Below are 13,585 nucleotides of genomic sequence, written 5' to 3'. Positions count from 1 at the left end.
TATGCTCGGTCAGCACCCTTTCCTATTCCAGCACTTCAATATTATGGTCGTAGAGCAGTTCGTTTGCGTCAATGATATTCTGATGATGGCCAATAGCATAGAGCAGCAGCGCGTCCCGTGGATCTCTGGGGTACAACTCCCGGTATCCAGCCTGCTTCAGCAGCACCTGCACTTCCTTATCGTCAAGCTCCAATCCAAAGGCCAGTGCAATCACCTTATCCCGAGAGGGGTACTTCTTTCCAAGGAAGATTTGATACACGTAGGCTTTATTCAGGTTGGAGCGCCGCACCACATCAGCTTTGGAACAACCCTTTTGCTTCAGCCAACTCTCTAAGTATTCCGGCAGACTGCCAAGCTGCATCTCGCTGCGGTTTTCGGCAAAGTAGTCCAGAATATTGTCTGAACGGCTGATCTCATGAGCCAGCTCGTCAGTTGTTTTCATGTTCCGCTCACCTCCGCCCACAATACTACGCTCATTATAGCACAAAAAGGTTAGCTGACAGCTAACCTTTTCTTACTTTATCTCTGCTACTATACAATAGAGCCCAAAATAAAAGAAAGAGTGAGGGAATAGAAATGATTTCTGCTGTGCTTTCCATTATCATCGTAAATCTGTTGTATAAGCTGTACGCAAAACTCATCGGCGCTGATGTCATGTTCTTCAGCACGAAGAAAAAACTGGGGGCCTATGTTCTCCTGTGGGTGCTTCTGTTCTCAACTACTGGTATCTGAAAAAATGCGGCGAAGAGATTCGCCGCATTTTCCTAATCCGATTTCATTAAGAACAGATTCAAGACATCCTTTGCATTTGGTAGTGCAGTGAGACAGCAAATTCTGTATAGCAGACATATTGCCGGGTTCATAGCCAAAGCCGAAGATGCCCCGACTTTCAATTGCCTGTAGTAGATAGATCTAGTGTCAGCCAATTCGGACACTTTCTCGCGCGTTGGGATTAATCTCGCCATCGTACCCTTGGATGCTGGACGATTTTAATCAGTTGCTGTTTCCAATATTGTAATGTTTTAATAGACGTGATAGTATAACAATTAAAGGTAAAAATACAAGCCTTGGGATAAAATAATAAGGGGAGGATCGTAATGTGGAAATATTTATTTGCACTCATTGCAGTAATGAGTACAGCACTTGTAATCACGGGGTGCTCGGAAGGTAATAATTCTTCGGATGAGACTGTTTCCACAGAGGCAAGTTTTCAGGCAGGGCTTGAAGAAGAATTTGTTCAAAGTTCTATCTATGATGATGTGTTAAGCATTTTTTTCATGTCGGATGTTGATATGCCCGAGTTAAACGATTCCACGGTAGCCTATACTATGGATACCTGGAATGATAGCGAGGATTACAAATCTGGTCTCAATATCAGCATCTATTACATTGAAAATACGAATTATGAATTTGGTTTTGTGAGCAATGAGGATTTTTCCCGAAATAGGGTTCTGTGGGTTTCCGTGATAAACCCTGATCGTGAGCAGTTTAACTGTATGCTAGATAAGTTGAACTATCATCAGGAACCCTATCGTGATATAGCAACCGGTGAAATCGTGGATATTCCATACGGTTATATTTCTGTGGAAGATACGCTGATTTTGATAAACGGATCCAATGAATTTATGAGCCATATTTCTGACGAGGCCCAAACAGCAGACGGCACGGCCATCCATTCCGCATATGAGCTGTTAAATGTCAAAGCGATTGCAGACGTGCTTGGAATTGATGCAAACAATACATTATCTCAATGTGCATCATTTAGTGATGTTAATGTGGTCTATAATAATCTTAGGCTTGCTGTGCTGTACGGTGTCAGAGGATACGAGGAGTATTGGAATACCAATGGATTTGGTACAATAATGTCAGACTATAATGAATTATCCACAGCATTGAGTGACCCGGAAAATAGTGACTTGTCCGAAGTTCATTATCTCATAAACGAGGGTGGATCTGATCCCACTAATGATCCCGACTCTCCGTACTATGAACCGCCAATAGATGTGAACTTGAGTTCTGGGGGCTCTAATTCTTTCTCTGGCTTTGATGGAAGAACAGACTATGGTTCCTCAAATAAACGAAACTGCCCAGCAATTGTACAGGCATATATTGATAGCGGTTATGATGTCTACAAGATTAATCAGCGAGGCGCAAGTGGATACTATTATGCAGAGTACGACAGTACGCATCAATTTAAGACCTATTATTTAATAGTGCAAGCAAATAATTCCACAAATCTTCATCCTCAGCAGATTCTTTACAGCAAATTTGGAAGCCCCGAATACAATATGCAGAATTGTTCTTTTGATGATAATTGGTGATAATTTCAATAAGTACTTTTTGGGCTACATTATAACTTCAGGCAGCTAAGTGCACCTAAACAGCGCCCTCGGTTCTGTTTGGAACCGAGGGCGTTGTTTTGGGTTAAGCCGTCAGATACAGGGGAATTCTATTTCCTTCAATCTTTGATGGCGGCCTGAGCGGAAACCAGCCGGGCAATGATCAATGTTGTCCTTACACCATCGCAGCATCTGCTGCCAGCTTTTAAAAACGTGCCAATAGGGTAGACCCTATTGGCACAGATAAGAGTCACAATTTGTGCAAACAAAGATTTCCTGGGCCTTTGCATTGACATTTTTTGTATGCTATGATATATTTTAATTACCCTTATACCACTACAAGGGAAAATCGTGTTACTACGATAAGGTAGAACACCTCGAAGCGACACCCCAGCCTTATCGGCTGGGGTGTCTTCGTATCTGAGAAAGGAGTTCTCTCAAATGTCGGAATCTCATTACGCATTGGGGTTGGATATCGGAATTGGTTCCGTCGGTTGGGCAGTCCTCCAAAATAACTTGAATGGAGAACCAATACGCATTTGGGATCTCGGGGTCCGTATTTTTGACAAGGCAGAACAACCAAAGACGGGGGAGAGTCTGGCTGCGCCCCGTCGGGATGCCCGAAGTACCCGGAGACGTCTGCGTCGTCATCGTCATCGGCTGGAACGGATCAAATATTTGCTCGAGCAAACAAACATCATGACGTGTCAGGAAATCAAAGAATTTTACGAAAGGGGCGGCTTTACCGTCACTCCATATCAGCTTCGGGCGGAAGCCTTGGACCGCTTGTTAACGAAAGAGGAAATCGTAAGGGTGCTGATTCATCTGGCGCAGCGCCGGGGATACAAGTCCAACAGCACGGCAGAAGCAGCATCGAACAAAGAGGACGGCCTTGTAAAAGCAGCCATCAAAGAAAACCAGGACTGTATGATGAAGAATGGCTACCGCACAGTGGGCGAGATGATGTATCGGGACCAAAGGTTCTGGCAGACAAATCCCGATGGGACACGGTATCAACAGACCCGAAACAAGGCAGACGACTACCGGTTTACAGTGGATCGTATTTCGGTGGTAGATGAAATCCATCAAATTTTTGCAACTCAACGACGCCTTGGCAGTGCATGGATGTCAGAGACGTTGGAGCAGGTGTATCTCTCTATTTTTGAGAGTCAGCGCAGTTTTGATGAAGGGCCGGGAGGAAACAGTCCTTTCCGCGGTGGCGTTGCTGAAAAAGTTGGCAGCTGTACATTTGAAACGGCAGAGCCACGGGCTGCCAAGGCAACCTATACTTTTGAATATTTTAAGCTGTTGCAGGACCTGAACCATATGAGATTGACCGGAAAAGGGCTTCCGTCCCGCCCCTTGGATCAGTCCCAGCGGGAGCTTCTGATTGCTGCGGCCATGCAGTCACCCTCTCTGAATTACGGACAGATCCGCAAAAAATTGGCGCTGGATGAAAATACCTATTTCAACGATCTCTCCTATGGTGATAGAAGTCAGGAGGAGGCAGAAAAGAAAAAGTGGCCTCAGATGCAGTCCTACCACAAACTGCGGACCGCGCTGAACAAGGTCAGCAAAAATGCCATACAGACGCTGAGTATACAGCAGCTTAATGAGATTGGGTCCATCCTGACGCTCTATAAAAGCGACGCTAACCGAATAGACGCACTGAGGAAGGCAAATATTCCTGAAATGTTTGACCAGGAACTATTGCCGCTGTCTTTCAGTAAATTTGGAAATCTTTCCATAAAGGCCATGGAGAGATTGATTCCTCTTTTGGAATGCGGGCAGCGATATGATGAGGCCTGTTCCTCCATTTACGGCGACCACCGCGGCAGACAGTCGGAAGGGCGGAAAAACCGATTGTCTCTCAGTGATATTGAGGAGATTACCAACCCAGTGGTGCGTCGAGCTGTGTCGCAGACCATTAAAGTAGTCAATGCTGTGGTACGGACCTACGGGCCGCCGGATGTGATCCGCGTTGAACTTGCGCGTGAAATGAGCCGCAGCTTTGATGAACGCCGTAAAATGGAGAAGCGTCAGGAGGAGAATCGGGCTGCGAATGAACGGGCCAAGGAGCAAATCGCGGAATACAAAGGTGACCATGCCACAGGCCTGGATATTGTAAAGTTCCGCCTTTTCAAGGAGCAGGACGGCGTCTGCCTGTATTCGGGAAAAAATCTGGATATCTCCCGGCTGTTTGAACCGGGTTATGCGGATGTGGATCATATCATCCCATACAGCCGCTGTTTTGATGACAGTTATCAGAATAAAGTCTTGGTACTGGCCAGTGAAAACCGCCAGAAGGGAAACCGGATCCCATATGAATATTTCGGGCAGGACGAAGATCGCTGGCATAGCTACGAAGTCCGGACAGAAAATCTGATCCGCAGCTACCGGAAGCGGCAGAAATTGTTGAGAAAAGGACTTACCGACGAAGAAAGCCAGGGCTTTATTGAGCGAAATCTCAAAGATACCCAGTATATTACCAGGGCGGTTTACCATCTTCTGCGGGATCATATGCTCTTTGCCGAGTCCCGCTATGAAAAGAGTCCTGTGCAGCCAGTCAACGGTGCTGTCACTTCCATGCTTCGGGGACGCTGGGGCATTCAGAAGATTCGGGAGGACGGAGACCTGCATCACTGCCTGGACGCGGCGGTGGTGGCATCTACCAGCCCAGGAATGATACAGCAGCTGACCGTATACAACCGGCAGAGGGAATCTCTGGAAAAAACTCCCGGAGTATATGTAGATGTATCTACCGGGGAACTGGTGGAACGGGAAAACTGTGATACCAGGCGCTGCCCGCAGTTTCCTCAGCCCTGGCCGCATTTCCGCCAGGAACTGGAGGCGCGTCTGGACCCGGTGGATCCCCGGCACGCCATTGATCTCTTGAAGCTGAACACCTACGAGAGCAATGAGGAGATCAGACCGGTTTTTGTCTCCCGAATGCCAAATCATAAGGTTACTGGTTCAGCACACGCCGAGACCATCCGCAGCAAAAAAATGGGCGATGGATATACAGTGACAAAAACAGAGCTGGCAGATCTGAAGCTCAATAAATTTGGCGAAATTGAGGGCTACTACAATCCGCAGAGCGATACGCTGCTGTATGATGCGCTGCTGACACGGCTGAAAGAATTCGGTGGCGATGGAAAGAAAGCGTTTGCGGAGCCGTTTTACAAACCGAAGCGGGATGGAACGCCCGGCCCCTGCGTGAATAAGGTAAAAATTTTCGAGAAGTCCACGCTGAACCTTCTGGTTCGAGAAGGTGTTGCAGCCAATGGCAACACAGTCCGTATTGATGTGTTCCAGGTACCGGATGACGGATACTACTTCATACCGGTTTATGTGGCGGATACCAAGAAAGCAATGCTGCCCAGTAAAGCCGTTGTAGCGCACAAGCCCTACGACCAGTGGAAAGAGATGTCGGGTCAGCATTTTATTTTCTCCCTTTATCCCGGAGACCTGATACGCATTCGAAGCCGAAAGGGCATAAAACTGAAGCTGGCAAAGGGCGGCACGGGAGAAAGTGAAATCAGCCGGCAGGATGGACTGTATTACTATCGGGGAGGGGATATATCTACGGGGGCAATTTCCATCTCTACGCATGATCGGAGGTACGAGAGCCGATGCATCGGCATCAAGACACTGCAATCCATTGAGAAGTATCAGGTGGATGTCCTGGGCAATTATCATAAAGTAAATCTCCCTGAAAAACGGATCCCGTTTACAAAGGAGGGCTGAAATGGAATATCGGAATATCTTTTTGGCAAATCCCGCACGAGTCAGTGTACAGCGCGAACAGTTGGTCATTGAACAGGCGGAGAAGTACATGGTCCCGCTGGAAGATATCTCCGCTATTCTCATCGAATCCCGTCAGGTAACACTGACGTCGTACGCTGTTGCATCTTTGGCGGGGCACGGTATCACAGTTTTCCTTTGCGATGACAGGCATCTGCCGAGCTGCCAGATATTACCCATCAACCAGTATTGCCGCCAGAGAAAGCTGTTGATGGCGCAGTGCGAAATTGGAAAACCTCTACAAAAAAAACTCTGGCAGCAGATCGTGATCCGGAAGCTGCAAAACCAGGCAAAGTGTCTGGAACTCATGCACCACGAAGAATGTGAAAAATTATATCAGATGGCGCACAGTGTCCTTTCCAATGACCATGATAATCGTGAGGCTGCGGCTGCTGCGATTTATTTCCCGGCATTGTTTGGCCGGGGCTTTTTCAGAGGCTCTGACGATCCCCGCAATGCTGCACTGAATTATGGTTATGCCATTCTGCGGGGTGGAATCGCACGGAATCTGGTAATCCATGGGCTGGAACCTTGTATTGGTATCCATCATCGCAATGAATTGAATCAGTTTAATCTTGCGGATGACTTGATAGAACCATTCCGCCCGGTCGTTGATCTCTATGTGGCAACCAATTTCTGTGAGGACGATGATGTGCTGACAGCGGAGCAAAAAGCGGGCCTGTTCAATCTGACAAATCACATGGTTCAGCAGGCGGGAAAGTGGTACAGGATTATGACCGCCATCGGTCGCGCCTCGGTGGCATTAGCAAACTCCATCGTGGATGAAGATGCAAAACTGGAATTGCCGCACCTGATTCCGCTGGAGCTGCACCGATATGAATAGGCTTATGAGAATACTGGTGATGTTTGATCTGCCAGTCAAAACAAAAGCACAGCGCCGAAGCGCCGCGCAATTTCGTAAGTTCCTTGTAGAGGACGGGTACCATATGGTACAGTATTCTGTTTATGCACGGGTGTGTAACGGGCGTGATTCTGTGGAAGCCCACAGAAGACGAATCCAGCTGGCTTTGCCGCCCACGGGATTTGTGCGGATGCTGGTAATCACAGAGAAGCAATACAACGCAATCGAATTGCTGGTTGGTAAGCCGACGCCATATGACAAGCCGCAGCAATTTGAGCAGCTCATGATTTTTTGAAAAAAGCAGAACGATTTCGCAAGGAAATCGTTCTGCTTTTTCCTGTTTTCTTGGTATTTCCGGATAAAGCGCAAGGAAAAAGTGGCAATTTTTTGTTTCCCATTTTCGCCTATTATACCACTACAAGAGAAAAAGGGGAACTACGACGTAGGTGGTCATGGTAGGATAGCGGACTACTATTATACCACTACAAGAGAAAAAGGGGAACTACGACAACTATGAACACAAAGCAATGTGAGAAGTGATTATACCACTACAAGAGAAAAAGGGGAACTACGACTTTGGCTGCATCTCCTTTTGTCCTCCTCTCATTATACCACTACAAGAGAAAAAGGGGAACTACGACAACAGCCTGGTGCTGGATGCATGGGACCACATTATACCACTACAAGAGAAAAAGGGGAACTACGACCTGCCGTCTGGAAGGTGTTGCCTTCAGATCATTATACCACTACAAGAGAAAAAGGGGAACTACGACATTTCGGTGCCGGCCGCCCAGGCGGTAGGCCGCCAGTTCCTTGCCGGAGACGTAGGGAGCATGGCCCTGGAGGTACATGCCCCGCTTGATGCCCTCGTCAATGATGCTGTGCATCCGGTAACCGTCCTGATAGACGCCGACAAAGTCCATGATCTCGGCGATGCCCACCACATCGTCCATATCCAGGATCTCGCCCACCTCTTTGGCACCAAAGGACGCGCCGGTGCTTTCCAGCTCCGGAACGGCGGGAACGCAGGAGGGAGCCAGCACATACTGCCGCAGGGCAGATTCCTTGGCGTTGCCCAGCATGAAGCGGACGCCCTCCACACCCATGACGTTACCGATCTCATGAGGATCGGTGCAGATAGTGGTGGTGCCCCAGGGGAGGATGGCCCGGCTCAGGTTTTCGGGGATCATCATGGTGCTCTCCACATGCATATGGGTGTCGATGTAACCGGGGATCAGATAGTAGCGGCCCTGGCCGTCATAGGCGCTGGCGGCAGGGACCTCCGCAGGCTGGCCCGCCTCCACAATCAGATGCTCTGTGCGCTTCCGTTCTTCAGAAAAGCTGCCCGCCATGGAACGGTAATCCTCCTTGCTGACGATTCCCTTTACCTTATCCAGATAAAGACAGCGGAGACAAAGCTGATCATCGCCCAGCTGCTGCAGGAGCGTTGCTTTTGTTTTCAGCCAATTCTGCCTCTGCTGGTGTACACTCTGAACGCATACAACGCGCCGTACCAATTCTTCCTGATCCAGATAGTGCCGGGAAAGGCTGTTCAGCTCCTGAATGACGAGCCGCTCCAATGTATCCACGGAAATAAAGGCGCCGGGGCAGGCATCCCGCGCCGCACGGCGGCTGGCACATTGCAGATAGTGCTTCCCACGGCTTTTTGTGGAGCGCATGGTATAGCCGCAACTGGCGCATAGCACCTTCCGGGCGAACAGGCCAAGGGTCCCGCCGCGAAAGGGTTTGGCCTGGGAAGCGGACAGCGCCTGTACCCGGTCCCATAGGTCCCGGTCAATGATGGCTTCGTGGGTCTCCTCCACACGATACCACATTTCCTTGGGCCGGGGCTTGTTCTGCTTGGTTTTATAGGAAACGCTTCCATATCTGCCCTGGACCATATTTCCAATGTAAAGCTCATTGGTCAGTATGCCGGAGATAGCGGCGTATTTCCAAAGGGCGCCGGTTTTGCCCTTTGGCTGCTGATACCTCAGACCGTGGAGACGCTTATATTCCGTGGGATTCGGGATGCCGCGTTCATTGAGCAGCCGGGCGATGGCGGTTTTTCCATATCCCTGGGAGAAGAGGGTAAATATCTCCCGGACCACTGCTGCGGCCTCCTCGTCAATAAGGAGGCGGCCTCTTTGCTCCGGGTCCTTTTTATAGCCATAGGGTGCGAAAGCGCCGATATGAAAGCCGCCTTTGCGGCGGCTGGTCAGCACAGCCCGGATATTTTCCGACATATCCTCCAGATACCATTCATTGACAAGGCCGTTGATCTGGCGGGCCTTTTTGTTCCCCTTGTTTGAGGTATCGGCATTGTCCACCAGACTGATGAAGCGGATGCCCCAGATGGGAAACAGACCATTGATATACTTTTCCACAAGCTCCAGCTCACGGGTGAAGCGGGACTGGCTTTTACAGAGGATGATGTCAAAGCGATGGACTTCGGCATCCTCCAGCATGCGGGTAAACGCCGGACGGTTTCGGTCAGAACCCGTGTAATTGTCGTCACTGTAAATGTCATATACTTCCCAGCTGTGCTGGGCTGCGTATTCCAGCAGCATGGCCTTTTGATTTTGAATACTGCCGCTGTCATCCGCTTCATTTTTCTTATTGCGGTCCTCTTCGGACAGGCGGCAGTAGATGGCGGCCTTTGACATATGAAGCCTCCGTTTCATCTAGGTGAAAGCAGGCACGTGCCGCTCTTCTTATTTGATGCTGGACAGGACTGCCCTGGAGCGTTCCAGTTGGTTGATGAATCGTACCCAGGCACCGGTATTATAGGCCTGGACGGTGGTGCTGGTTTTGCCGTCCTTGAAGTAGTTTTTACAGATAGTGTCGTTCATGTTGCAAGACCTCCTGCCTTAAGGATATGCCGGTGTCCAGCAGGGTAGAAGCAGCCTGCCATATGCCGGGCCGCTTTTGCACGGTTTTCATGCGCGCGGTGAAAGACTGCCGGATAGAAAAAGGCCCTGCCGTTTCCGGCAGAGCCCCTGTGCGACTGGCGGGCGTGAAAGCTCCCGAGGCGCTTATCAATTAAGCAGCCCCATCCCCGAAAAGGGACAGGGCTGCTTTGACTTGTTATCCAACGGTTTTCCAGTGCTTGTCCACGTGGTTCAGGACCTCGCAGCCGTCCTCCGTTACCAGGACCAGATCCTCCACCCGGACGCCGAACTTGTCGGGCAGGTAGATGCCGGGCTCAATGGAGAAGATCATGCCGGGCTTTGCCAGGTTGTGGTTGGCAGAACTGACGTCACCCTTTTCATGGTCATTCTGGCCGATGAAATGGCCCAGCCGGTGGGTGAAGTACTCACCGTAGCCAGCGGCGGCGATGTGGTCCCGGGCGGCCTTGTCAAGGTCACACAGGGGCACGCCGGGGCGGATCATGGACTCCGCCAGTTCATTGGCGGAGCGGACTAGATCGTGAATGGCGGCGTACTCTGCCGGGGCTTCCTTGCAGAAGTAGGTCCGGGTCATGTCGGAGCAATAGCGGGCCTTTTTGCAGCCCATGTCGATGACGATGCAGTCACCGGCTTTCAGCACGGTGCCGTCCGGCTCGTGATGGGGGTCGGCGGCGTTGGGGCCAAAGGATACGATGGTCTGGAAGGCTTCGCTGTCACAGCCCTCCGCCGCGTATTGGGAAACGATGTAGTCCGCAATTTCCTTTTCCGTAACACCCTCTTTCAGGCGCGCCGCGGCCCGTTCCATCACCTGGTCGTTGATGCGGGAGGCTTCCCGCATCAAATTCTGCTCCACGCTGTCCTTGCAGGCCTGCACATTGTCCACGCAGTCAGAGGCCAGCACACACCGGCAACCAGGCAGGCGGTCCATCAGGGGCAGCAGAAACATGGCGGGCCACTCCTTGTCGATGCCCAGGGGCTTGCTGCCATCCACCTGCTCCGCCACCATAGCAACACAGTCATCGGTGTCGGAAAACCAAATCTGGCGGCAGTCAGCCTCCGGCTCCGGGAAGAGACGGTTGAGGAAGAGAATGTGATTGCCGTCCCGGCGCAGGTACAGCGCCAGCATCCGCTCATAGGGGAACACATAATACCCTGTCAGATACCAAATACTGTTGGGGTTGCTGACCAGCATCTGTTCCAGGCCCATCTCCTCCATAGCTGCGAGGACCTTTTTGATACGCTCCTGGTACATGTTACTTCTCCTTTTTCAAGAATACAGTTTCGATCAGTGTCGGCGAAAGCAGCTGTTTCACCGTCCGCACACCGGTTTTCAGAGACTCCACCGGTGCATACTCAAAGCGGCCGTGGGCATTATGTCCGGCAGAGGGCAGGTTGGGGCACAGCAGTCCCTGGTAGGTCAGCATGCAGCCGTCGGTGCCGCCGCGGATGGGGGAGTGGGTAGGCTCAGCGATACCGGCGCCCTTCATGGCCGCCTCGGCCAGTTCTACGATCTCCATATGGTCCTTCAGGACCTCGTACATGTTGTAATATTGGTCCTGGGTATCCACCGTTACCGTGCCCGGGCCATAGCGGCGGTTGATCTGCTCCGCGGCCGCGTCCATGGCGGCGATGCGCTGGCGGAAACGCTCCATGCTGTGGTCCCGGATGATGTACTCCATGGCGGCCTCCTCCACCTTGCCGTGCATCTCCTGGAGATGGAAGAAGCCCTCGTAGCCCTCGGTATGGGCGGGGGTCTCCAGTGCGGGCAGCAAGGCGTTATACTCCATGGCGATCAGCAGGGCGTTCTTCATCCGGTCCTTGGAGGTGCCGGGGTGGATGCTGAAGCCGTGGACCGTTACCACGGATTTCGCAGCATTGAAGGTTTCGTACTCATAGTCTGTGATGTCGCCGCCGTCCAGGGTATAGGCAAAGTCGGCGCCGAAGCCCTTCACATCAAAATTGCTGGCGCCGAGACCGATCTCCTCGTCCGGGGTGAAGCCCAGCTTGATGGCGCCGTGGGGGGCGTTTTCGGCCAACAGCTCCTCCACCGCCTGCAAAATGATGGCGATGCCCGCCTTGTCGTCAGCGCCCAGCAGGGTGGTTCCGTCGGAGCAGACCAGGTCCTGGCCCACGAACTTTTGCAGCTCCGGGAAATCGCTGCCCTTCATGACAATGTTCTGTTCCTGGTTCAGCACCAGGTCACCGCCCTCATAGTGGAGGACCTGGGGCTTGACGTCCTTACCGGTCATATCCGGTGTGGTGTCCATGTGGGCGATGAGGCCGATGGCGGGCAGATGCTCACAGCCGGGGGTGGCGGGCAGAGAGGCATACACATAGCAAGTATCGTCCACAAACGCATTGTCCACGCCCATACCGTGCAGTTCTTCTACCAGCAGCCGCGCCATGTCGAACTGGCGGTCGGTGCTGGGAGTAGTACCCCGGTTGGCATGGTAGTCACTTTCACTCCACACCTTGGCATAGCGCATCAGACGCGCAACAACGTTATCCATAGCTGTGATTCTCCTTATTCGTCTTCAGACAGCAGATTTTCGGGGTTCAGGCATTTCAAGTCATCCAGAACAAACAGGCCGTCCTTGCGGATCAGGACATCGTCGAACCAGATCTCGCCGCCGCCGTATTCCGGCGTCTGAATCTGGATCAGGTCCCAATGGACGGCGGACTTATTGCCGTTGGAGGCGTTGTCATAGCTGTTGCCGGGGGTGAGGTGGAAGCTGCCGGCGATCTTTTCATCAAAGAGAATGTCGCCGATGGGGTGGTTGATGACCGGGTTCACGCCGAAGGCGAACTCGCCGACATAGCGGGCACCCTCGTCAATGTCCAGAATTTCGTTCATGTAATCGGTATTGTTGCTGGTGGCCTTGACGATCTTGCCATCCTTGAACTCAAACCGCACGTCCCGGAACAGGAAACCGTCGTAAGGGGAGGGGCAGTTGTAGGTGATATAGCCGTTGACAGAGTCTTTCACCGGGGAGGTGTAGACCTCACCATCGGGGATGTTGCGGTTGCCGTGCATGCCGAAGCAGGGGATGTCCTTGATGGAGAAGGTGAGGTCCGTGCCGGGGGAGATGATGTGGACCTTGTCGGTGCGGTCCATCAGGGCTTCCAGGTGTTCCATGGCCCGGCCCATCTTATCATAGTCCACCAGGCAGGCCTTGAAATAGAAGTCTTCATATTCCTCGGTGGATACACCGGCCAGCTGGGCCATGGCGTCATTGGGATAGCGGAGGACGCTCCACTTGGTGTGGTTGCAGCGCTGGTCCAGGTGGATGGGCCCCCAGTAATACTGGCGGTAGCGGCGCTGGGCCTCGTCGCTGACGTTGTGCCACATGCTGATATTAGTGGTGGCCCGGATGTCGATATAGGCGTCCATATCCTTCATCCGCTCCAGCTCGTAGGAGGCGATCTCTGCCATGTGCTCCGCGTCGGCACCGGCTACCAGGGCGCCCTCCACATCATAGTCAAAGATGTGGATAAAGGGTTTGCCGCCTGCGGCGTAGGCCTCCTGTACCAGGGCTTTCATGAGGGTGGTCTCGCTGCCGTGCAGCTCAATGAGAATCTTTTCACCCTTTTGCAGGCCAACGGCACTGTTGATCAAAAACTTTGCAAATTTCCGGATTCTGGGGTCTTCCATGTCGTTTCTCCTTTCAAAGCGT

Annotated in this window: 10 protein-coding genes, 1 pseudogene and 1 CRISPR repeat array; of the genes and pseudogenes, 5 read left to right on the top strand and 6 right to left on the bottom strand. The window is 51.8% G+C overall.

The window, feature by feature from the left end; genetic code table 11:
- Positions 1–22: 22 nt before the first annotated feature.
- Complete coding sequence (locus ACTQ4R_RS01275; protein WP_441625076.1) at positions 23–442, bottom strand: helix-turn-helix domain-containing protein; 420 nt, start codon at positions 440–442, stop codon at positions 23–25.
- Between the two features lie 134 nt (positions 443–576).
- Between ACTQ4R_RS01275 and ACTQ4R_RS01270 the strand changes: the two genes are divergently transcribed.
- The 5 genes from ACTQ4R_RS01270 (at position 577) to cas2 (ending at position 7,300) form a co-directional block, all read left to right on the top strand.
- Positions 577–732, top strand: coding sequence for a hypothetical protein (locus tag ACTQ4R_RS01270; RefSeq protein WP_441625074.1), 156 nt, complete (start codon positions 577–579; stop codon positions 730–732).
- A 365-nt stretch (positions 733–1,097) separates the two neighbouring features.
- A complete protein-coding gene (locus ACTQ4R_RS01265; RefSeq protein ID WP_441625072.1) occupies positions 1,098–2,321 on the top strand; it encodes a hypothetical protein in 1,224 nt (407 codons plus the stop codon).
- A gap of 459 nt (positions 2,322–2,780) precedes the next feature.
- The gene (gene cas9, locus ACTQ4R_RS01260) at positions 2,781–6,086 is read left to right on the top strand and encodes a type II CRISPR RNA-guided endonuclease Cas9 (protein WP_441625070.1); all 3,306 of its coding nucleotides are present in this window, start codon (positions 2,781–2,783) and stop codon (positions 6,084–6,086) included.
- Between the two features lies 1 nt (position 6,087).
- A complete protein-coding gene (gene cas1 / locus ACTQ4R_RS01255; RefSeq protein ID WP_441625068.1) occupies positions 6,088–6,987 on the top strand; it encodes a type II CRISPR-associated endonuclease Cas1 in 900 nt (299 codons plus the stop codon).
- Positions 6,980–7,300 carry a CRISPR-associated endonuclease Cas2 gene (gene cas2, locus ACTQ4R_RS01250; RefSeq protein ID WP_441625066.1) on the top strand — a complete coding sequence of 107 codons (321 nt, stop codon included), beginning with the start codon at positions 6,980–6,982 and terminating at the stop codon, positions 7,298–7,300. The genes cas1 and cas2 overlap by 8 nt, the downstream gene beginning before the upstream one ends.
- 111 nt (positions 7,301–7,411) lie before the next feature.
- Positions 7,412–7,778: direct repeats of the CRISPR family, unit length 36 nt; unit sequence ATTATACCACTACAAGAGAAAAAGGGGAACTACGAC.
- A 96-nt stretch (positions 7,779–7,874) separates the two neighbouring features.
- Here cas2 and ACTQ4R_RS01245 read toward each other — a convergent pair.
- From ACTQ4R_RS01245 to ACTQ4R_RS01225, 5 genes and pseudogenes are all read right to left on the bottom strand, one after another.
- A pseudogene (locus ACTQ4R_RS01245) lies at positions 7,875–9,668 on the bottom strand (recombinase family protein); the annotation flags it as partial.
- Positions 9,669–9,716: 48 nt separating this feature from the next.
- A complete protein-coding gene (locus ACTQ4R_RS01240) occupies positions 9,717–9,854 on the bottom strand; it encodes a hypothetical protein (protein WP_441625064.1) in 138 nt (45 codons plus the stop codon).
- A 235-nt stretch (positions 9,855–10,089) separates the two neighbouring features.
- Positions 10,090–11,163: a M24 family metallopeptidase gene (locus ACTQ4R_RS01235; RefSeq protein WP_441625062.1), complete on the bottom strand. Its 1,074-nt coding sequence runs from the start codon at positions 11,161–11,163 to the stop codon at positions 10,090–10,092.
- A gap of 1 nt (position 11,164) precedes the next feature.
- Positions 11,165–12,421 carry a peptidase T gene (pepT, locus tag ACTQ4R_RS01230; RefSeq protein WP_441625060.1) on the bottom strand — a complete coding sequence of 419 codons (1,257 nt, stop codon included), beginning with the start codon at positions 12,419–12,421 and terminating at the stop codon, positions 11,165–11,167.
- A gap of 14 nt (positions 12,422–12,435) precedes the next feature.
- A complete protein-coding gene (locus ACTQ4R_RS01225) occupies positions 12,436–13,563 on the bottom strand; it encodes an aminopeptidase (protein ID WP_441625058.1) in 1,128 nt (375 codons plus the stop codon).
- Between the last annotated feature and the right edge of the window lie 22 nt (positions 13,564–13,585).

This window comes from Dysosmobacter sp. Sow4_B12 (genome assembly GCF_052116665.1).
In the GTDB taxonomy this organism is placed as follows: Bacteria; Bacillota; Clostridia; order Oscillospirales; family Oscillospiraceae; genus Oscillibacter.
This window is presented reverse-complemented; position numbering and strand designations above follow the sequence as displayed.

What these genes read in the sequence shown, in the direction of transcription:
- cas2 (WP_441625066.1), top strand. Translation starts at nt 6,980, where the DNA reads ATGAATAGGCTTATGAGAATACTGGTGATGTTTGATCTGCCAGTCAAA.
- ACTQ4R_RS01275 (WP_441625076.1), bottom strand. Translation starts at nt 442, where the DNA reads ATGAAAACAACTGACGAGCTGGCTCATGAGATCAGCCGTTCAGACAAT.
- ACTQ4R_RS01235 (WP_441625062.1), bottom strand. Translation starts at nt 11,163, where the DNA reads ATGTACCAGGAGCGTATCAAAAAGGTCCTCGCAGCTATGGAGGAGATG.
- cas9 (WP_441625070.1), top strand. Translation starts at nt 2,781, where the DNA reads ATGTCGGAATCTCATTACGCATTGGGGTTGGATATCGGAATTGGTTCC.
- ACTQ4R_RS01240 (WP_441625064.1), bottom strand. Translation starts at nt 9,854, where the DNA reads ATGAACGACACTATCTGTAAAAACTACTTCAAGGACGGCAAAACCAGC.
- ACTQ4R_RS01225 (WP_441625058.1), bottom strand. Translation starts at nt 13,563, where the DNA reads ATGGAAGACCCCAGAATCCGGAAATTTGCAAAGTTTTTGATCAACAGT.
- pepT (WP_441625060.1), bottom strand. Translation starts at nt 12,421, where the DNA reads ATGGATAACGTTGTTGCGCGTCTGATGCGCTATGCCAAGGTGTGGAGT.
- ACTQ4R_RS01265 (WP_441625072.1), top strand. Translation starts at nt 1,098, where the DNA reads ATGTGGAAATATTTATTTGCACTCATTGCAGTAATGAGTACAGCACTT.
- ACTQ4R_RS01270 (WP_441625074.1), top strand. Translation starts at nt 577, where the DNA reads ATGATTTCTGCTGTGCTTTCCATTATCATCGTAAATCTGTTGTATAAG.
- cas1 (WP_441625068.1), top strand. Translation starts at nt 6,088, where the DNA reads ATGGAATATCGGAATATCTTTTTGGCAAATCCCGCACGAGTCAGTGTA.